Origin of the sequence: Paraburkholderia sp. SARCC-3016 (assembly GCF_031119615.1) — a bacterium.
In the GTDB taxonomy this organism is placed as follows: domain Bacteria; phylum Pseudomonadota; class Gammaproteobacteria; order Burkholderiales; family Burkholderiaceae; genus Paraburkholderia.
Map to the genome: position 1 here is coordinate 37202 of NZ_JAVHZD010000039.1, position 20352 is coordinate 57553.

18 protein-coding genes are annotated in these 20352 nt (G+C 61.7%); 13 read left to right on the forward strand and 5 right to left on the reverse strand.

The window, feature by feature from the left end:
* Positions 1 to 320: 320 nt before the first annotated feature.
* The 4 genes from QYH69_RS30535 (at position 321) to QYH69_RS30550 (ending at position 4292) form a co-directional block, all read left to right on the forward strand.
* Positions 321 to 1076 (forward strand): SDR family oxidoreductase, encoded by a 756-nt coding sequence (locus QYH69_RS30535; RefSeq protein WP_308835404.1) that lies wholly within the window; start codon positions 321 to 323, stop codon positions 1074 to 1076.
* A gap of 167 nt (positions 1077 to 1243) precedes the next feature.
* Positions 1244 to 1822 carry a YbhB/YbcL family Raf kinase inhibitor-like protein gene (locus QYH69_RS30540; protein ID WP_308835405.1) on the forward strand — a complete coding sequence of 193 codons (579 nt, stop codon included), beginning with the start codon at positions 1244 to 1246 and terminating at the stop codon, positions 1820 to 1822.
* A gap of 86 nt (positions 1823 to 1908) precedes the next feature.
* Entirely contained in the window at positions 1909 to 3072 is a 1164-nt protein-coding gene (gene solA / locus QYH69_RS30545; RefSeq protein ID WP_308835406.1) for an N-methyl-L-tryptophan oxidase, read from the forward strand.
* A 212-nt stretch (positions 3073 to 3284) separates the two neighbouring features.
* Entirely contained in the window at positions 3285 to 4292 is a 1008-nt protein-coding gene (locus tag QYH69_RS30550) for a Gfo/Idh/MocA family oxidoreductase (protein ID WP_308835407.1), read from the forward strand.
* A gap of 6 nt (positions 4293 to 4298) precedes the next feature.
* Here QYH69_RS30550 and QYH69_RS30555 read toward each other — a convergent pair whose 3' ends face one another.
* Positions 4299 to 4829, reverse strand: a complete 531-nt coding sequence (locus QYH69_RS30555) for a hypothetical protein (RefSeq protein WP_374992527.1) — start codon at positions 4827 to 4829, stop codon at positions 4299 to 4301.
* Positions 4830 to 5052: 223 nt separating this feature from the next.
* Between QYH69_RS30555 and QYH69_RS30560 the strand changes: the two genes are divergently transcribed.
* Positions 5053 to 5820: a tetratricopeptide repeat protein gene (locus QYH69_RS30560; protein ID WP_308835408.1), complete on the forward strand. Its 768-nt coding sequence runs from the start codon at positions 5053 to 5055 to the stop codon at positions 5818 to 5820.
* A 61-nt stretch (positions 5821 to 5881) separates the two neighbouring features.
* Here QYH69_RS30560 and QYH69_RS30565 read toward each other — a convergent pair whose 3' ends face one another.
* The 3 genes from QYH69_RS30565 to QYH69_RS30575 all read right to left on the reverse strand — a co-directional run bounded on the left by QYH69_RS30565 (position 5882) and on the right by QYH69_RS30575 (position 12304).
* Positions 5882 to 7000, reverse strand: a complete 1119-nt coding sequence (locus QYH69_RS30565; RefSeq protein ID WP_308835409.1) for a PepSY-associated TM helix domain-containing protein — start codon at positions 6998 to 7000, stop codon at positions 5882 to 5884.
* 60 nt (positions 7001 to 7060) lie between these two features.
* The gene (locus QYH69_RS30570) at positions 7061 to 9196 is read right to left on the reverse strand and encodes a TonB-dependent siderophore receptor (RefSeq protein ID WP_308835410.1); all 2136 of its coding nucleotides are present in this window, start codon (positions 9194 to 9196) and stop codon (positions 7061 to 7063) included.
* A 369-nt stretch (positions 9197 to 9565) separates the two neighbouring features.
* The gene (locus QYH69_RS30575) at positions 9566 to 12304 is read right to left on the reverse strand and encodes a glucosidase (protein WP_308835411.1); all 2739 of its coding nucleotides are present in this window, start codon (positions 12302 to 12304) and stop codon (positions 9566 to 9568) included.
* Between the two features lie 504 nt (positions 12305 to 12808).
* Here QYH69_RS30575 and QYH69_RS30580 point away from each other — a divergent pair.
* The 8 genes from QYH69_RS30580 (at position 12809) to QYH69_RS30615 (ending at position 19357) form a co-directional block, all read left to right on the forward strand.
* Positions 12809 to 14230 carry a PLP-dependent aminotransferase family protein gene (locus QYH69_RS30580; protein WP_308835412.1) on the forward strand — a complete coding sequence of 474 codons (1422 nt, stop codon included), beginning with the start codon at positions 12809 to 12811 and terminating at the stop codon, positions 14228 to 14230.
* A gap of 135 nt (positions 14231 to 14365) precedes the next feature.
* Positions 14366 to 14845 carry a carboxymuconolactone decarboxylase family protein gene (locus tag QYH69_RS30585; RefSeq protein ID WP_308835413.1) on the forward strand — a complete coding sequence of 160 codons (480 nt, stop codon included), beginning with the start codon at positions 14366 to 14368 and terminating at the stop codon, positions 14843 to 14845.
* Between the two features lie 82 nt (positions 14846 to 14927).
* The gene (locus QYH69_RS30590; protein WP_308835414.1) at positions 14928 to 15314 is read left to right on the forward strand and encodes an ester cyclase; all 387 of its coding nucleotides are present in this window, start codon (positions 14928 to 14930) and stop codon (positions 15312 to 15314) included.
* A gap of 122 nt (positions 15315 to 15436) precedes the next feature.
* Positions 15437 to 16015, forward strand: coding sequence for an NnrU family protein (locus tag QYH69_RS30595; protein ID WP_308835415.1), 579 nt, complete (start codon positions 15437 to 15439; stop codon positions 16013 to 16015).
* A gap of 15 nt (positions 16016 to 16030) precedes the next feature.
* The gene (locus QYH69_RS30600) at positions 16031 to 17008 is read left to right on the forward strand and encodes a BMP family ABC transporter substrate-binding protein (protein ID WP_308835416.1); all 978 of its coding nucleotides are present in this window, start codon (positions 16031 to 16033) and stop codon (positions 17006 to 17008) included.
* 30 nt (positions 17009 to 17038) lie between these two features.
* Positions 17039 to 18379 carry a HAMP domain-containing sensor histidine kinase gene (locus QYH69_RS30605; protein ID WP_308835417.1) on the forward strand — a complete coding sequence of 447 codons (1341 nt, stop codon included), beginning with the start codon at positions 17039 to 17041 and terminating at the stop codon, positions 18377 to 18379.
* Between the two features lie 280 nt (positions 18380 to 18659).
* Positions 18660 to 18839 carry a hypothetical protein gene (locus QYH69_RS30610; RefSeq protein ID WP_308835418.1) on the forward strand — a complete coding sequence of 60 codons (180 nt, stop codon included), beginning with the start codon at positions 18660 to 18662 and terminating at the stop codon, positions 18837 to 18839.
* Between the two features lie 185 nt (positions 18840 to 19024).
* Positions 19025 to 19357: an H-NS family nucleoid-associated regulatory protein gene (locus QYH69_RS30615; RefSeq protein ID WP_374992528.1), complete on the forward strand. Its 333-nt coding sequence runs from the start codon at positions 19025 to 19027 to the stop codon at positions 19355 to 19357.
* 22 nt (positions 19358 to 19379) lie between these two features.
* On the opposite strand, the gene QYH69_RS30620 is transcribed toward QYH69_RS30615, so the two are convergent.
* A complete protein-coding gene (locus tag QYH69_RS30620) occupies positions 19380 to 20045 on the reverse strand; it encodes a chalcone isomerase family protein (RefSeq protein ID WP_308835419.1) in 666 nt (221 codons plus the stop codon).
* Between the last annotated feature and the right edge of the window lie 307 nt (positions 20046 to 20352).

Here is a 20352-nt window from a genome sequence, read left to right on the forward strand (position 1 = left end):
GTGCGCGACTGCTTGCATTGGGCCGCGCACGCGCTTCGATTCGGGATTGGTGCATATGGTGCAACACCGCGAGCCTGTGTGCGCGTCTACCGCGCTCGAGGCCGCGTGCCTACGATGACGATGTGAAGCGTATTCATCGCGCGTTGCACGTGATTCGACTTCGCACATCCCAATCCGAAGGCAATCGTCGTCGCACTGCGCCCGCGGGTGTTTTCCCTCGCCTTGTATTTAGCGGTATTCGGCCTATGCTGAAGGCCATCCGATGCACTGCGACCAGGGCCTGCAATCAGAGGCTCAGTCTTCGATAAGAGAGGCTAATCATGAAAATCGTCGTTATAGGGGGCACCGGGCTGATCGGCTCGAAGGTCGTCGCGATTCTGCGCGAAGGCGGTCATGATGTTGTCGCGGCGTCGCCGAGAAACGGTATCGATACGATCACGGGCGAAGGCCTGAAACAAGCGCTGGCCGGCGCACAAGTCGTGGTCGATCTTGCCAATTCGCCATCGTTCGAAGACAAGGCCGTGCTCGATTTCTTCGAGACGTCGAGCCGTAATCTGCTCGCGGCGGGGAGCGAGGCCGGCGTAAAGCACCACGTCGCGCTCTCGATCGTCGGCATCGAACGGACGCCCGAGAACGGCTATTTCCGGGCAAAGGTGGCGCAGGAGAAATTGATCGAGCGCTCGGGCATCCACTACACGATTGTCCGGTCGACCCAGTTCCTGGAGTTTCTCGGCGGTATCGCCGATAGCGCCATGGAAGGAGGCAAGGTCAGGGTTTCGCCGGGCCTGTTCCAGCCGATCGCATCGGACGACGTTGCCGCGATCGTTGCGGACGTGGCGGTGGCGCAGCCTGAAGACGGCATCGTCGATATCGGCGGCCCTGAACGTGCGCCGTTCGACGAAATCGTCGCGCGGTATCTGAAAGCCGTGGGCGATCCGCGCGAAGTCGTGCGCGACCCCGACGCACGTTATTTCGGTGGGCTCGTCGACGACCAATCGCTTGTGCCTTTAGGCGAAGCACGTCTTGGAAAGATCGGCTTCGACGAGTGGATCAGGCGTTCTCGCGCGAAAAACTGACAATCCTGTTCACGGGTGTCGGTTCCGTTCGTCGTCAACAACTCTCAATCGCGAATTGCGTTGTTCGCAAGGCAACGCGCTGATTCGACAAGCCGCCTTCCGCGGTGCTTCGTTGAAACGTATTGTGCCGATCGAGGTACACGTTTCTTTCTACGACGGAGCGAACCATGCAATTGGCGCACACGCTACAAAGCGCAGTCCTGATTTCTTCAGTTCTCGCGATGACGATGACCCCGGGCGTCGCTCACGCCGAGCCATTTACGGCGAAGGTGGACGATCTCGATCACGGACGCTTCTCAAACGAGCACGCGTACAACGGATTCGGATGCCACGGCGATAACGTGTCGCCGCCTATTTCGTGGAGTCGTCCGCCGGCGAACGCAAAAAGTATTGTCGTGACGATCTACGATCCCGACGCGCCGACGGGCGGCTTAGGCTGGACGCATTGGGAGGTCGTCAATATACCGGCGTCGCAATCGTCGCTTGAAAAGGGCGCGTCGGGCAATGCAGCGCTGCTACCGATGGGCGCCGTGGAGACATTGACCGACTTCGGCGAATCGAAATACGGCGGACCATGTCCACCGAAAGGTACGTCGCATCGATACACGGTGACCGTGTCCGCGCTCGACGTTCCGCATATCGAGGTCGGGAAGAAGTCGAGCCCGGCGCTCGTCGCCTATCAGATGCACGGAAAGGTGATCGCGCAGGCGCGGTACGTGGCGAAGTATCGCCGTGCAGCCAATTGACGCGACGGGGCAGGGCCGCCATCGACAGCCCGGCGCGAATTGCGGACAATCGAACGACTTGACCGCGCGACGCGCAAGAGGAATCCATGCAGAACTCAAACACGGCACATCCCGCGTTCGACACCCTCATCATCGGCGCAGGATCGATGGGCATCGCTGCGGGCTACTACCTCGGCAAAGCCGGAAACAGGGTGCTGATGATCGACGCCGGCAATCCGCCTCACGATACGGGCGCGCATCATGGAAGCACACGCCTTATCCGTCATGCGTACGGGGAAGGCGTGGCTTACGTGCCGCTCGCATTGCACGCGCAGCAGCTTTGGCACGAGCTGGAACAGCAGGCGCGCACGGCCATCTTCGCGCGCACCGGTGTCACGAACATCGGCTTGGCCAGTGACCCGTTTCTGCAAAAGGTTCAGCAAAGTGCGTCGCAATACGGCTTGCATCTGGAAACGCACAGCGGCACCGAGGCGAGCAAACGCTGGCCGGCATGGCAGCTTTCGGCTGCGCAAGTGGTGTGCTTCGAGCCCGATGCCGGCGTGCTGTTTTGCGAGCGTGCAATCAGCAGCTATCGCGAACTCGCAACTGCGCTCGGCGCAACGCTGCTACCAGACACGCGCGTCACGCGCATTGAAGTGCACGGTCAAGGCAGCGTCAGCGTCGTGACCGACAAAGGCGAGCGGTTCACCGGCCATGATGTCGTCGTATGTGCCGGTAAGCGGACCCGTCAGTTGCTTGCGCCTTTGGGCGTCGACCTTCCCGTCACGCGCGTTCGCAAGTGCTTCGCATGGTTTGAATCCGGGCAGAAGGTGTTTACGCCCGACGTGTTTGCAGGCTTTATCGCCGAGTCGGCTGTGGGCCAGTTCTATGGTTTCCCCGATCTGGACGGCAGCGGCCTGAAGATCGGCCGTCACGACGCAGGCCAACCGGTCTCCGAGGACGCGCCGCTCGCGCCGTTCGGTGACGAAGCATCGGATCTGGCCGACCTGCGGAGCTTTCTGCAATTGCATTTGCCGGCCGCGGGCAAGCTGCGCACCGGCAAGGTCTGCGAATACGACGTGACACCCGATGCCGATTTCATCATCGACCGGATACCTGCTTGCCCCAATGTGCATGTTGCAACGGGCTTTTCAGGACATGGATTCAAATTCGCCAGTGCGATCGGCGAAGCATTGGCCGAACGCATCCTGCAAGGCGAGAGCCGCATCGATGTTTCGATGTTCTCATGCGAGCGCTTTAACGTGGGCTAACGCTCGAGCGGCATCCGACGCAATGCATTGCCTCGATGCATCGTTCGCGCATTTAAGGCCTGCAGAAGCGGGTGAGCGTTTTCGCCAATAACGTGTCGAGTTCGGTGCCGCCGCGCGGCGGCACTCAGTGTAGACTGGCTCAACTGGAGCGCGCGGTCCCGGGTGCTCTCGTCCGATCCATTTGTCACATACGGAATTCGAAAGGGAACGTCATGGCAAAAGATGAGATTGTCTGGGGAGTCCTCGGCGCAGCGAATATCAACGACAAGGTCGTCGTGCCGATGCACAAGGCGCCTAAATGCCGCGTAAAAGGCATTGCGTCGCGCGATCCGCAGAAAGCGAAAAGCGCTGCGGCGAAATATGGTCTCGCGGTCGCGTATGACAGTTATGAGGCGCTCCTCGCCGACCCGGAAATCGACGCAGTCTACATTCCGTTGCCCAATCACGTGCACGTCGAATGGACGATCAAGGCCGTCGAGGCGGGCAAGCATGTGCTGTGCGAAAAGCCGATCGGACTCGACGCGGCTCAAGCCGGCCGGCTGATCGCCGCTCGCGATAAAAGCGGGAAGTACATCCAGGAAGCGTTTATGGTTCGCACGCATCCACAATGGCTGAAAGTACGCGCATTGATCGAAGAGGGCGTGATCGGCGAACTGCGAGCCATATCGGGTGGCTTCACTTACAGCAACACGAACCCGAACGACATTCGCAACCAGGCCGCAATCGGCGGCGGTGGCCTGCTCGATATCGGCTGTTACCCGATCACCACGTCTCGCTTCGTCACACGGCGTGAGCCGCAACGCGTGGTGGCGATGCTCGAGCGCGACCCGAACTTCAAGACCGATCGCCTTGGCTCGGTGATGATGGATTTCGACGGCGTGCAGGCGAGCTTTTTCTATTCGACGCAAATCCACGGCTATCAGCGCATGCAGTTTCACGGCACGCAAGGGCGCATCGAAGTCGAAATTCCGTTCAACGCGCCGAACGACAGGCCGACGCGCCTGCTAGTCAGCGAGTGCGCGAGCGATGGAACCACAAACGAGCGTTGGCTCGAGATTCCGGTGTGCGATCAATATGGCGTGGCCGCCACGGTATTTGCAGAAGCGATCTTGAGCGGCGGCCAGCAGGCTATCCCGCTCGAAGACACACGCGCGAATATGCGTGTGATCGATGCGGTGTTCCGCTCGGCTCAAACGGGTGGTTGGGAAAGCATCGCGTAAAGCGGTTTATCGCGGCTTCGCGTACCCGCTTTCTATCCAGTCCGAGGCGCTGCGCGTCGACAGCCTGAACGTCGGTGCGACGCGTATTCTGGCGAGCGATTCGCCCGACGCGTTTTCGGCCGCAAGCACCGCGTGCGGGTCGTCTTCGTCGGGTACGATGTCGAGCGTCACGCTGATGCGCTCGCTCGCCGTGTCGACCCACACCTGCTTGTGAAGTTGTGCGTGCAACTGTTGCTCGTGACGGCGCAGCACTTCCGATGCCGTCTTCACGAGCGTGTTGAAGGCGGAGACATCGAGCGGCTTCGGGTTCTTCTTGTCGCGGCCCATCGTCCACGGGCCGACGAGCGCGGGCTCTGCTTCGCCTTCTTTCGTCATTTCGACGGCCCAGCCGTCGTCCTCTTCATTCTTGATGACACGGCACGTCCATCCGTTATCGCGCCAGAGGCGGTCTTCGTGGACGACGTGATCCGTGTCGGCTGCGTCGTGCATATCGTGCATATCGTGCTTGTCTTGCGCGGAATCGGTGGCTGAGTTCATACGGACCAGGCGGTGGGCAATGATTGAATACGGCGGCGGATCTTGCCAGCGCGAGCGGCTATTCTACGCGAGTAGCGATATCGCACGTCGCCGCGCGCATAGCGAGCGGGGCCGGAGCGCCAGTTATTCGCTGGCGGCATCGGAGCAACGCAGTAAAATGAGGTTCGTCCCAAAACACGACGAGCCCGTTGCATGCGATAACCGGCTCAAAAGTTGAACCCTTATGTCCTATTTCGGAATCGGTCTTCACGTCATTATCGCGATCGGCTTTGCGATCCACGCTGTCCACACGCGGCAGAATATTTACTGGCTTTTTATTCTTTTCGCGTTTCCGCTGCTTGGCAGCGTCGTCTATTTCTTCGCCGTATGCCTGCCGGGTATGCGGCAGTCGCGTAGCGGCTACGCGGCATCGCGAGCGATCTCGCAGTTGGTCGACCCCGATCGCGCATTGCGCGAGGCGCGCGCCGATTTCGATCGTGCGCCCACGGTGCAGCACAGAATGCGCCTCGGTGCGGCATTGCTCGAAGCCGGCCGCGCCGGCGAAGCGCTCGAACAGTATCAGACGGCCGCGAACGGCCCGTTTGCCGACGATCCGGGGCTATTGCTCGGCCTCGCGCAGGCGCAGTTCGCGGTGGGTCAGCCTTCGGCCGCGGACGAAACGCTGACGCGCCTGTTCAAGGCCAACCCGCAGACGCGCAATCAAAGCGAGCCGGCTTTGCTTTACGCGCGCACGCTCGATGCGCTTGGCGCACCCGGTACACGCGCGGCTTACGAGGCCGCGCTCAAGTGCGCGAGCGACGCGGCGCCGCGGTGTCTGTTCGCTGACTGGCTCGCCAGGCAGGGCGATCAGGCGGACCGGGAAAGCGCGCGCAGCCTGTACGCCGATATCGTGCAGGACGCGAAATACTGGCCGCGTCACGCGAAAGATCACAATCGCGAATGGCTGCAGCGGGCGCAGTCCGCGTTGGCGTCGATGCCGGCGCGGGGCTGAAGGTGCATTGCGGCTAAGTGGTGGGCGCGAGCCCAACGTCAACGCGCCTCGCGTCCGTCGTTTATCGCATTACGTTTCGCGCGCTGCGCGTCTTGCGCCTGCGCCACCAGAGCCACCATCCCGTCACGGCCATCCCCGCGAGCGTGGCGCCATTCGCCATGACGACCGCCTCGAGCAGCGGTCCGCCGAGCACACCGGTATGCAGTGGATAAACGACTGCCACTGCGCGCGCGCCGACATCGAGCCTGTTCCATCGATGCGCCGCGAGAACCTTGCCCGTAACGGGATCGACCCAGATCGACGTGCGCCCGTTCGGATGCGGATCGTCGGGAAGATGCAGCCGCACGTGCACGGGTCGATCTGCTCGAGCGGGCACCTGGACGAGATAAACGCGGCCTTGCGGAAACACCGCGCGTGCCGCATCGACGCTCGCATCGAGCGGAAGCCGCGCGCCAGGAGCGACGCGTGACGCTAAAGGCAGCGCGGGCGCGCGCATCGGCGTTTCACCGTTTAGCGTCGTGACAAAACCCCGCAGCGGCTGCCAGGCCATATACACACCGGTCGCGACCGAGATCGCGATCAGCACGCCAAGCGTCGCGCCGCTCACGCGATGCAAATCGAAGAGGCTGCGCACCAGACCCCTGCGCAACTCGATGTGCCATCCGGACTGCCCGCCGCGCGGCCACCACAAGATCAGACCTGTTACAAGCAGCAGCAGATAACACAGTGCGACGATCGCAAGCACCGAGCGGCCGGTGTCGTCCATGAACAGCGAACTGTGCAGCCTGAACAGAAAGTTGACGACGCCTTCGTTTTCGCCGCGCCGACCGAGTTCTGCGCCGCTATACGGATTCAGATAAACGGTGCCGTTCCACGCACCGCGCACGATCACCGACAGGCTATCGTTCTCTTTGCGCGGCGGCAAAAACGACAAACCCGCTTTAGTGCCGAACTCGGCGGCGAGCGTGGACCGTATCGCTTCGAGCGGTAAAGCAGCGCGACGTCCGACACCGTAACTATCGTGCAGCCCGACCTTGAACAGTTGCGGATGCAACTGTTCGTCGAGTGGCGGTGCGATGACAAGCAATGCTCCGGTCAGCCCCATCATGCCGATCATCCAGCCGAGGCTCAGGGCGAACCATCGGTGCACGCTGAGCCAAAGGTCACGCAGTCGCCGCATCACGCATCCACGTCGCAAACATATAAAGAGTTACCGTTCGATCGCGTTCCGCGTGCCGCATCAGTAAACGAAGTGGCCCTGCACATAAACCATCCGCGGCGCGCCGACCATACGCCCGGCGTTGCCGTCGACATTGCGCGTGTAATACCGCTTGTCGGCTACGTTATTGATGCCCACGGCGATGTCGCTGCCTTTCCAGTTCGGAATCTTCCAGTCGGCCTGCAGATCCCAGACGCGGAAACCCGGTACGCGTCCAATGCGTGCATCTGGCGTTTCGGCTACCGTATTGGCCGCGTCGGAATACTGCGAACTCTGGTGCGTCGTCGATACGTTGAAGGTCCACGCATTCAGGGTGTATCGCAAACCCATCGTATCGGTGATGCGCGAATAGAACGGCACGTCCTTGCCCGCATTGACGCCCTGCAACTGAATGGCCTTCGTGTAGGTGAAATTCGCGTAAGCATCGAGTCCGCGCAGCACGCTGTTTTCGTCGAACTGATAGTCGATCGCGGTTTCGACTCCCTGGTGGCGTGTCTCGCCGACGTTCTGGAACAGCGGCGGCTGCGTGCCCGCAATCTGTTCGATCTGGTTGTCGAAGTGCAGGTTGAACGCGGTCACTTCCGCATGCAGATTCCGGCTCGACCAGCGCGCGCCCACTTCATAAGTCTTTGCGACTTCCGGCTGCAGCGGGTTCGTCGCCGATAGCGAATTGAGCTGCAGATTCTGCACTGGCCCGAACGATGTGTCGTAATCCGTGAACAGCGTCAGCGCCGGCGTCAGCAGATATGCGACGCTGATCGCAGGCAGCCCCCGGTTGTTATTGTTGTCGAAGGAGCGGTTGGTCGCGTCCTCGATACGCGACGATTCGATATGTTCGAAGCGGATGCCCGGTGTGATGCGCCAACGCTCGTAAGCGATGCGGTCGTCGATATAGACAGCGCTCGCATCGGTCGAATTGTCGAACTTCGTGGTCGGTCCGTTGAGACCGGTTGCGATCGACTGGTTGAAGCTCGAATCGTCGCCGCGTTCGCGCACGTAGCGATAGCCGACCGTCACGTCATTGGTGGTCGGTCCGAGCCGGAAACGCTGGGTGTAGCGCGGCTCGATACCGAACACCGAGTAATTGCGCGGCTGGTGTTGCAGTTGCGTGCGCGTCGAATTGATCAGCACGCTGTTGCGGTAGCTCTCGTTGTAGAAGGTTCGGACTTCGAATTCCTGAGTCGACGAGATCGTGTTCAGATAGCCGATATCGAACGCTTTGCGGTCGCCTTGCCAGTAGTCGGTCGGCCGTGTGTTCTGGAACGGGTTCTGGTCGAATTGCGCGACGGTCAGTCCGCCCGGCGTGCGCGACTTCACGTCGTAGTACGAGAATTTGCCGTAGATCTCGGACGTCGGCGTCAGTTCGTAGCGGTACTTGAGCTGCAAATCGTTGAACCAGTCGTTGCTGCCTTCGCGCCAGTCGCGGCCTTGCTGGCCCGAGTAGAGCAGCGCCACGCCGAGGCCGTTATCGAGTTGCGTGCCGAGGAACGTACTGTATTGCGTGTTGGCGCCGCCGCCTTCGGTGTAGATGTTCTCGCGCACCGAGGCATCGGCGGTCAAACCGGCTTTGCTCGGAATCGCGCGCGTCTCGAAGTTGATCACGCCACCGACGTTTTGCGGACCATAGCGCACCGAGCCGCCGCTGCGCACGACATCGATCGATTCGATATTGCCGAGGCTCACCGGCGCGAACGACAGCTGCGGCTGGCCGTAAGGTGCAAATGCAAGCGGAATGCCGTCGAGCAGCACCGTCGAGCGCGGTGTGTAGCGTCCGGTCAGGCCGCGCACGCCGATGTTTAGCGAAATGGAGCTGCCCGCCGTGCCGGAATTGTCGGTCACCTGCACGCCGGGAATGCGCCGCATCACGTCGCCGATGCTCGTTGCGCCGCTCTGCTCGATCTCTTTCTTGTCAACGATGTCACGCGCGCCCGCGAAGGTTTTTAAGCTGTTCTGCAAGCCGGAACCGAGCCAGTCGCCCGATACCGAGATCGGATCGAGGACGGTCGATTTGTCGTCTTTGGCGCCGGCGGCTTCTTCCTGCGCGGCGGCGTCGACCGCGAAGGCGCTGTCCGGCATCGAGAAAATCATGATGGCGGCGGCTGCCGCGTAAGGAGTCAGTTTGCCGATCGGTGCACAGCGTAGTGCTGCTAAAGCCATGATTTCCTGGGTTCCCTTCGCTCAGCGAATGCGGACCGCGAGGCTCGCGGACTGTTACGGAATGTTTCAGTAAAAAACTGAAACCGCATTCTAGTTGCGAATAGTTGTTATTTGCAACTGTAAATATATGCAGGCGAAACGATGGCTTGCGAGGCGAAGCGAGCCTCCGGAATGCTCCGGCAGCCAACGCTAGCGGGGGTTTGCAGCGTGTTGAGGGAAGGCTGGATCGCAGCGCCGCGAAGTGGAGGTGCTACGAGGGATTTGAAAGATGAGAGGTCGGAGAAGAACGACCGTTCGTCACGTTCGCCGCCGCACAAATCAATTCGGGGCTGGCGGTGTCGAATCTGACACGGCGTGCGCAAGCGTGCGTTATGCCGCGCGCGCCGGCTCCGGGCCCGGTTGCGGTTTGCCGATCTGCCCCACCACCCGAAAGCGCTCGTTATCGAGCGCAAACTGCGCGTCGATTCGGCCAAACAGATCGATCATGGGCGCGACGAGGCCCGTCCAACCAGTCTGATGACTGGCGCCGAGTCCCGCGCCATTGTCACCATGAAAATATTCGTAGAACAGAACGAGATCGCGCCAGTGCGGGTCGGTCTGGAATTTCTCGGTGCCGCCGTAAACGGCGCGGCGCCCATCGGCGTTTCGCAGGAACGTGGACGTCAGGCGGCGAACGATTTCCTGAGCGACTTCGAACAGCGTCATTTGCCGTCCGGAGCCCGTCGGGCAATCGATCTTGAAGTCGTTGCCGTAGAAGCTATACAGATTCATCAGCGCGCGCACGATCAGCAGGTTGATCGGCATCCACACGGGTCCGCGCCAGTTCGAATTGCCGCCGAACATGCCCGTATTCGATTCGGCGGGCAGATAGTCGACCGTGTAGATGTGTCCGCCGACATCGATCGAATAGGGGTGCTTCAAATGATGCCGGGACAGCGAGCGAATGCCGTGCGGCCCGAGGAATTCGTCCTCGTCTAGCATATAGCCGAGCACGCGCTCGAGTTTGCGCCTGTTGAGCACCGATAGAAGCCGACGCCCGTTGTAACCGATGAAACTGGCGTCGGTCGGTGCGACCTGTTCGATCAGCTCGGGGTAACGTGTGCGAAACTGCGCGATCAATTCCATCAGCTTCGGATGGCGCGCCGCGGACGGCGCTTCGAACACCGTCGATGCGCACAGCGGCAGCAAGCCGACCAGCGACCGGATTTTGAGGCGCGTCGTGCGTCCATCGGGCAAGCGCAGCAGATCGTAAAAAAAGCCATCATGCTCGTCCCACATCTCGTCCTGATGTGCGCCGCGTCGATCCATCGCATAGCTGATCCACATGAAATGCTGGATAAACTTGAACGCAATTTCTTCGTACATCGGATCGTAGTCGGTCAGATTGATGGCCATCTCGAGCATGCACTGGCAGTAGAACGCCATCCATGCGGTGCCGTCGGCCTGCTCGAGCGATCCGCCATTCGGCAGCGGTGCGCTGCGATCGAACACGCCGATGTTGTCGAGACCCAGAAAGCCGCCGGCAAACACATTGCGGCCCATCGGATCCTTGCGATTGACCCACCAGTTGAAATTGAGCATCAGGCCTTGAAACGAGCGCTCGAGGAAGTGCGGGTCGGCGCGTCCCAGTTCCTTTTCGTACTTGTATAGCCATAGCGTCGCGGCGGCGTGGACGGGCGGATTCACGTCGCCAAAGTTCCATTCGTATGCGGGAAGCTGGCCGTTCGGATGCACATACAGGCTGCGCAACATCATCAGCAACTGGTCCTTCGCAAAGTCGAAATCGACGAGCGCGAGCGCCACCGTATGGAATGCGAGGTCCCACGCCGCATACCACGGGTATTCCCACTTGTCCGGCATCGAGATGACGTCGGCGTTCAGCATATGAAACCACTCCGCATTGCGCACATTGCCGCGCATGCTGTCGAGCAGTGGGTGGCTGCCATGTTCGCGCAGCCATAGCTCGAGATCGAAGTAGTAGTACTGCTTGCCCCACAACATGCCCGCAAGCGCCTGGCGATGGACGCGCCGCTCGTCGTCGGTCAGTGCGACGGGCGTGATGTGTTCGTAGAATTCGTTTGCCTCGGCAAGGCGCATTTCGAACGTAGCGTCGAAGCTGCCGAACGCATCGACTAGCCTCGATGCCGTCAGGCGCAAGCGGATGGTGGCGCTGCCGCCGGCGGAAACGTCGCACACGTAAAGGGCCGCGGCCTTGGTGCCGGCTCTGTCGGGGTTCACGGTGTCGTGCTGTGCCGAGACGACGTACGCATGGAATGCATCCTTCACGTAAGGCGATCGGTTCGGCTGGTTCCAGAGCCGTTGCGCATTGCTCTCGTTTTCGGTGAAAAGCAGTTCCGATGCGCCTTCGCAATGGAGCCAGTATTCACCGAGCGTATCGTGCGCGGCGTGAATCACGCCTGGTCCCGCTTCACGCAGCGACGGTTTGCCGTGGCCCTCGCCCCACGACCACGTATTGCGGAACCACAGTGTCGGCAGAATGTGCAATGGCGCGGCTTGCGGGCCGCGGTTATGGGCGGTGATCCGGACGAGCACGTCTTCCGGCGTTTCCTTCGCGTACTCGACGAACACGTCGAAATAGCGGTCGTCGTCGAAGATGCCGGTGTCGAGCAGTTCGTACTCCATCTCGTCGCGCGAGCGGCGCTGGTTGGTCTCGACGAGGTCCCGATACGGGTATTCGCGTTGCGGGTACTTGTACAGGTATTTCATGTACGAGTGCGTGGGGGTGCTGTCGACGTAGAAGTAATACTCCTTCACATCCTCGCCGTGATTGCCCTCGCTGTTCGTCAGGCCGAAGAGGCGTTCTTTCAGAATGGGGTCCCGCCCGTTCCATAACGCGAGTGCGAAGCACAGGCGCTGCTGGTCGTCGCATAGTCCGCCGAGTCCGTCTTCGCCCCAACGGTAGGCGCGCGACCGCGAGTGGTCATGTGTGAAGTAATTCCACGCGTCGCCGTTGTCGCTATAGTCTTCCCGGACCGTGCCCCACTGACGCTCGCTCAGATAAGGCCCCCACTTTTTCCACGGCACTTGCGCTTCGCGCGTTTCGTTCAGACGGGATTGCTCCACTACGTCGGCGATGACAGGGCACATGCGTTCCTCCGTAACGTCTGAATGAACTCGACCGTGACGATGCGACCGCGCGATGTCGGCGGGCGCCTTTCGTCTGCGATTCAAACAACGGCGATACATCGTATGGGGGCTGGTGGACGTTCCAGTTGTCACGCATACGGCAAAGAGAGGACTCGGGCGGCGACCTCTAAACAATGTAGGTGCCGTCAGTACGCAAGGCAACCAGATGTTCGATGGACACCGCCTCGCGCACGCCAGCGTTTCGTTGGCCTTCAATGGTGCTTTGCGGCGCATCAGAATCCGGGAGGCGGTGCCGCTTGCGAACGGCCGTCGGCCTTGGGCGCTATGGCCTTCTCATTCGAGCAATCAACGCTTGCGGTGCAGACCCCAGGCGTACCCCTCGAATCGATGGGTTTTACCGAGGCACTCTGATCGCTCGTCGAGCTTCTCCGCATTTGCGTGAGCCTCGACTGTCGGTCAATATGACGGAATTGTCTGCTATGCGTTACCCGGATGAGTTCGTCGATGACCGTCGCAAAGGCCAGCCCCATTTCGCCGTTGGATCCAGCGGCGGCCTCCCCGTTTTACCGGCAGATCTACGATCGTTTCCGCAACGCGATCGCAAGCGGCGTGCTGAAGCCCGGCGACCGCATTCCATCTGCACGGGCGCTGACGAGGGAGCTTGGTCTCGCACGCGGCACGATCGAGGCCGCTTATTCGTTGCTGGCCGCTGAGGGCTATATCGTCGCGCGCGGGCAGGCCGGCACGATCGTCACGCCGGACCTGAAGCCGCGCATGCCGGCTTCGGGCGCGCTACCCGAGCCTCGCGGCAACGCGGCTGCTCCTGGCACCCGCTTCGATGCGGTTTTGCCGTTCCAGATGGGCTTGCCGGCGCTCGATGTGTTTCCGCGCAAAATCTGGGCGCGCGTGGCGGCGCGCACCGTCCGCGCGATGCAGCCATCCGATATGAACCATCCATCGGCCTCCGGCCTGCATGAACTGCGCACCGAGATTGCCGCGTACCTGCAGGTTTCTCGCGGCATCAACTGCGCGCCGTCGCAGGTTTTCATCACGTCGGGATACCGGCATACGCTCGAACTCGTCACCTATGCGCTATTGAAGCCGGGTGACAAGGTGTGGCTCGAGAACCCCGGCTATCCGCCCACGCGCGAGCTACTCGGCAAAATGAATATCGCCACGGTCCCCGTGCGCGTGGACGACGCAGGCATCGTCGTTGCCGATGCGCTCAGATCGGCGCCGCGGGCGCGCGCGGCAGTCGTCACGCCCGCGCATCAAAGCCCGCTGTGCGTGTCCTTATCGTTGCCGAGGCGTCTTGCACTGCTCGACTGGGCAACGCGCAACGACGCATGGATCGTCGAAGACGATTACGACGGCGAGTACCGCTATGTGAGCCGTCCGTTGCCGGCGCTAAAAAGCCTCGACCGCGACGGGCGGGTGTTGTACGCGGGTACCTTCAGCAAGGTGCTTTTTCCTGCCCTGCGTCTCGCGTATCTGGTCGTACCGCCCGCGCTCGTCGAACGCTTCGGTCAGATCGTTGATGCGTTCTCGGGCGGGGGGCCGAACCTGACCCAGGCGATCGTCACCGCGTTCATCAAGGAAGGGCATTTTGCGCGTCATATTCAACGCATGCGCAAACTCTATGCGCAGCGACGCGAAGCGGCTGCGGCAGGCCTTGCAGGCGTGCTAGGCAAACATATGCAGATCGAAGCCCAGCCGGGCGGAATGCATCTGGTCCTGCGCCTGAACGGCCGGCGATCGGACCGCCGTCTGGCGGCGCGCATGGAGGAACAGGGCATGTCTGCGCATGCCTTGACGGACTGGACGGTCAAGGGCGACGCGGTGTCCGCGTTGCTCGTGGGCTTCACGAATATCGATTCGGAATGTGCCGCGGAACAACTGGCGACGCGCATCCTGAAGCTGCTGTAGCCGCGAGTTGCCCGTACTTCAATTGCGCTTGTCCGAGGTCATCATGGCCTGGTGCCAAAGATCGAACATGGCTCTTAACGGCCAGGCCATGTCCTCGCACCATGAGGTCCTTTCCTATTGTGTTCGAAGACTATCATGAGCAACCGGATCGATTACGCAACTGCTTCGCCCGCGGGGTACGGGGCGCTTGCAAACGTGCATGCCACGCTGCAGAAAAGCGGACTGCCCGAAACACTGATCAATCTTGTCTACCTGCGCGTTTCGCAAATCAATGGCTGCGCGTTTTGCATCGATATGCATTCGCGCGACCTGCTGAAGGCCGGAGTCGAAGTCGACAAGCTCGTGCTGGTGCCGGTCTGGCACGAAGCGGATAAGGTGTTCACGGCCCGCGAACGCGCCGCGCTCGCGTGGGCGGAAACGGTCACCCGGGTGGACGAAACCGGCGTTCCCGATGCCGACTACAACGCCGCCGCAGCTGAGTTCAACGACAAGGAACTCGCCGACCTGACCTACGCGATCGCCTTGATGAACGCGTTCAACCGGCTTGGCGTTGCATTCCGGCCGACGCCCGCTGCAGTCGCCAAAGCAAACAGGGCCGCCGCAAACGCGAATTGAACAGATGCGGCGAAGCAGTTTCTGCCCGCGGAAACAAATCTGAAATGGGTCCATGATTGCGTCTTGAGGAGGAGGGCCCACCATGACCGATATCGATCTCGCCGATGTTTACCGCCGCTACATCGCCTGTCTGAATGCGCAGGACTGGCCGTCGCTGACGCAATTCGTCGACGACGACGTGAAATACAATGGCCGGCAGATTGGTCTGTCGGGCTACCGGCAAATGCTGGAGCGTGACTTCCGCGACATTCCCGATCTCAAGTTCAGCATTGAACTGCTAGCCGTCGCGCCGCGGCTCGTGGCGAGCCGCCTGCTGTTCGACTGCGCTCCCAAGGGCATGTTTCTCGGGCTGCCCGTTCACGGGAAAAGGGTGAGCTTTAGCGAGAACGTGTTTTATGAGGTCCAGGCTGGAAAGATTGTGCGGGTATGGTCGATCATCGATAAAGCGGCAATCGAAGCGCAGCTATAACGGCGAGGCGGGCATGGAAGACAATCCAGCGAACGGGCCGCCATAGATGGGCGTATTGGCAGAGCTGTCATCATGCGCGACAATCGCGGCGATTTGTCGGCATTAGACACGTGGAGCCTGCGATGACAGTTTTGATCCTGGGGTTGCTGATATTCCTTGGCGCGCATTCGGTGCGGATTTTCGCGGAAGGCTGGCGCGAGGCGCGCATCGCGCAGCTCGGCGAAAAGCGCTGGAAGTCCGCGTATTCGATCGCATCCGTTATTGGACTCGTGCTCATTATCTGGGGCTATGCCATCGCGCGCCGTGAGCCGACCTTGCTCTGGTCGCCGCCGATATGGGCGCCGCACCTTGCCGCCTTGCTCACGCTTATCGCGTTCATACTGTTTCCGGCTGCGCATATGCCGGGCAATCACTTCAAATCCATGCTCAAGCACCCGATGGTGATCGGCGTCGCGCTATGGGCGTTCGCGCATCTGATCGCAAACGGCACGCTGAACGCCGTCGTTCTGTTCGGCGCGTTTCTTGTCTGGGCGGTCGTCGATTTCGCGGCCGCGCGACGGCGCGATCGTTCCGCAGCAATCGACTACCCGAAGGGGACGTTGTCGAGCGACCTGAAGGCCGTGGTGGCCGGCATCGTCGGATGGGTGATCTTTGCGTTTTTCCTGCATGGGTGGTTGATCGGCGTCAAGCCGCTAGGCTAGTGCGGAGCTGGGGATATGGCTGCGGGCTACCCAAGGCGCATCGGCGATCCACGCGCGACGCATTGCGCATCGCGCCGGCGCTTGACGCATGCGCTGATCGGCCTGGCCGCGTTTGGCGCGACTGCGGCGATAGGCCACGCTGCGCCGGGTGCCCGGAGCGCGCCGGAACGCGCCACCAGGCACACCGCGGCGCATCGCTTTAGCACGGTGCTTTTTATTCCGTTCGGCGACCATGATCTCGGCTTTAGCGAAGCCGCTTATCGTGGATACGTGGCGTTGCGGCGCGACGGCTATCGGATCGATGTCGTTCGCAATGCGGACAGTCTCGGCGAAAAGCGGATACTCGAGATCATCGGTACGCGCTATGCGGCGGGCGCGCGCGGCTTCATCCTGGCGGGCTCGGAACTGAGCGCCGCAACCACCGCTGCCGCCGCGCGCTATCCAGACGCGTTTTTCGCCACGGTGGCCGGCTCGGCGCGTGCGCCGAACGTCGTCAATTATTGCGTCGACTGCCGGCCGCTCGGCGGCGCGCTCGCGGGCCAGGTCGCCGCGCGCGCGTCCGTGACGAAGATCGTCGGCTTCGTGGGCGGCGTCGAGTCGGTCGACGGCGGCGAGGCAAATCGTTTCAGGCAAACCGTGCTCGATTCGGCACCCGACGCGAAAGTGCTGATCGACTGGACCGGCGATTGGAGCGACCGCAAGCGTACTCGCGAACTGACCGAGCAGCAGATTCGCGCGGGCGCCGACATCGTGGTCGCCGATGCCAACGACGCGGTCATCGCCGCGGCTTCGCGTTGCGGGCATGTGAGGGCGATCGGCTGGATGACGGACGCGTCGCAGCGGTATCGTAACGTCGCAGCGAGCGTGATCGTCGACACGAGTGTCATTTTTCGGCGCTTCGTCGACGCGGCTGCGACCGGGCGCTTCACAGGCGGCGACTATGTGGTCGAGGAATCGGACAACGTATGGAAAATCGTCTGGCCGCGTCGCTAGCGGTCGATAAAGTCAGCGGAGCCGTGTGGCATGAGATCGCTTAAGAACCGAATCATCGGAACATTGATCGTGCTGTTCGCGGCGGTCGGCGTGGTCGATGCGTGCCTGACTTACTGGCTGTCCATGCGGCATATCGACGAGCTGCTCGACGTGCATCTGCAAGGCGCGGCTGTATGGCTCGCGGCCGGCAGGGTGGGCACGATCGGCACGAGCGGCCCGCCGCAGCATTCGATCGACGGTTTTGTCGGGCAGATCTGGGAAGCGGGGCGTGTCACACCGACCGACAATACAGATCCCGAAGTCATCTTCAATCGCAATGAACCGGGCGGCTATTCGGTCGAACTCATCAACGGTCGTCACTATCGCATCTACACGCTCAGAAAAGACGCCGACGGTCTGACCTACCAGGTCGGCCAACCCGTTTCGTATCGCGAGCAGACTGCGGAACGCGCGGCGATCGAGAGCCTCGCGCCGACTCTATGCCTGATCGTACTCGTATGGATTGCGATTCCGATTGTCGTCAATGCGGCATTCGCTTCGCTCGGCCGCGCGAGTTCGGAGGCGGAAGCCGTTGGTATCAGCCATCTGACGCCGCTCGATGTCTCGCATGTGCCTGATGAAGTGCGCCCGTTCGCCGATTCGATCAACCGGATGATCGGGCGCCTGCAGGTCGGCATCGACAGCGAAAAGCGCTTTATTGCCGATGCCGCGCACGAACTGCGCACGCCGATCGCCGCTTTGCAGCTGCGTATCGACAACCTCGAAAATGCGCCCGACAGGAACGCTCGCGGCGAGCGTCTGCGCGAATTGCGCGAAGCGATCGTGCGCACGGCGACGATGATCCGGCAGCTACTGGAGCTCGCGCGCGCGGATGCGCAACCCGATCCCGGCACAGCATCGGATCGGGTCGACGTGCGCCAGATGGTTCAGGCGCTCGTCGCGGACCTGCTGCCGGTTGCCGACTCGCGCTCGATCGATCTCGGCGTCAAGCGCTTCGAGCCTGCATATGTGAAGGCGCACGCGGGGGAGTTGCGCATGGCGGTGCGCAATCTCGTCGAAAACGCGCTGCGCTACACGCCCGCCGGCGGAAGCGTGGACATCGACGTATACGAAGATCGGTCGGGCGCCATCGTGCGCGTGACCGATACGGGTCCCGGCATTCCGGAGGACGCGCTTGGCCGCGTGTTCGACCGCTTTTTCCGCTTGAATTCGGAAACGGTCGAAGGCAGCGGCCTCGGGCTATCGATCGTGAAGTCGGTCGTGGCGAAGCACGGCGGCTCCGTTTCGCTCGAGAACCGGCACGACGGCCACAGCGGTCTGATCGCCACGCTCGTCTTGCCGGCGCACGCGTCGGCTGCGGTCGAGGCCTGAAGGCGCGAGCGCGGCTTCCGCTTTAGACAGGACGCGTTCGCCGTATCGGCATTGTTACGGCTCGGTGAAATCTTGATGAAAGCCGATTCGGCAAACCGTCAGCGTGGCGTGTCCAGGCCATTGCCGGATAAACGTTTGTTGCGAAGCAACACGCGACGCCGACGCGTCGGACGACGTTTCGCCGGTCACACCAGGTAACACGTGTAAGTGCAGGCGAAACCTGGCAAAGAGGAGGCAGCACTAGACTCGAACTGTCTATTTCAATTGGCGGGACAAGCCGATGACACGCCTCCTCATTGCTCTCACTCTAATCAGCGGCCTGTGCGGCTGCGTCGTTGCGCCGCCGGGCTACGGTTATGGCTACGGCTATGCTGCGCCGGCTTACTACGGTTATGCCCCAGGCTATTACTACGGGCCGCCGGTCAGCGTCGGTATCAGCGGCAGGTTCCATATTCACTGATGCCACGGTGCGTCAGGCCGTGGCACGCATCGGTCTGGCGCATCGACTGACGTGCTTGCAGCAACAGTGTTTTCGGCGAACGCAACTCGACGCCGCTGCGGCGGATAGCGATACTTTGCCTACCGCACAAGCGCCTGACGATCACGGCGCAACGAGGCGATCAAAGAAAACTGGAGGTAGCGAAAATGGACGAGCGTAAGCGTGAAAGCATGATTGCCTATCTGCGTCGCCGGATGGCCAAGGTGGGAATGAAGGCCGCGGACCTTGCGGCCGCGCTCAAGGAAGAACAATTGCGCCAGAAGTCGGTGCGCTATCGCAATGCGTTCGGCGACACATGGGACGGTAAAGGCGGCATGCCGCAATGGCTGCAGCAGGCGACGAGCGCCGGGCAATCGTTACAGCACTTTGCGGTGATCGGATCGGAAAAGCCGGCGGCGACTGCGCAGCGCCGCACCGGCGTCGATTGGAGCAAGGATCCGTTTGCCGGTACGCGGCTCGCGACGGCGCCGCGCGGCTGAGTGGCATGGCCGCTCGATGCGTCTAGCTGCCGGTCTGGCCGCCGCCAAGCAGCTTTGCTCTAAGCGTCTTGGCGCGTGTTCCGGGATCGAACCAGATATTGAAGAACGCCCGCGCGAATTCGGGATCTTCGATCGTCGCGGTCGGCGCGCCATTCGCGAAGAAGCGCACGCCGGTGCCCGGCAAAAACACTCCGCATAACCAGTCGCCCGGTGCGACATCGACGAACGCCTTCAGCATGTCGTCGCGCCAGCGCGCCACGAGCGCATCGGGTAGCGGCGTCGGCGCGAGGCGCTTCATCTCGTTCAGCCCGAGCCTGGTCAGGCGTTCGCGTGTGGCGGACGTCGCATAGGTCAATTGCAGCGCGAAACGGTTATCGAAACTGACCGGCAGGCGCGCGCTCCACAGTTGCGCATCGTACAGATGCAGCCCGAGAAAGCGGTACTCGCCCGAGCCGGAGAATTGCGCGGCGGGTATTTCGGTGCGGCAGTCCTGAGCGGCCATGGCCGCGCGCGATGGTACGGCACACAGCCCGGCCGCGCATGCGATCGCCGCGATGGCGAGCGCGATTTGCCGGCCGGCGGCGCGCGCCATGCGCCGCGGCGCATCGGGCTGCATTGAAACGACGGCCTCCTGCGTGCCGCCGGCGACTGCAGGTACGCCGCCTGTGTGGTGAAAAATCGGTTTCACTATTCCGGGGTTCCGTATCACCCGGCCGGCTGGGGCCGTGACCGGCGCTCCATTCGGCCGGCGTGCTCATTCGTCTGAAAAGAAGCAGAAAGCCAAATGCAGAATATTAACCGGTAGTGCGCGTGCGTCCGTAGAGAAAAATAATGGCGCCGGGCGCCGCATATGCGCTTGTCCCCCTTCGCCGCATGTTTGCTCGATCTCGAATGTCTGCTCGATACAGCACACTTCCTTGCGGCACATCGATCATTCATAGGGATCCGAAGCTTATCGACAATGTGCCGTTAAACCGATGCGCTCGATCCGATTT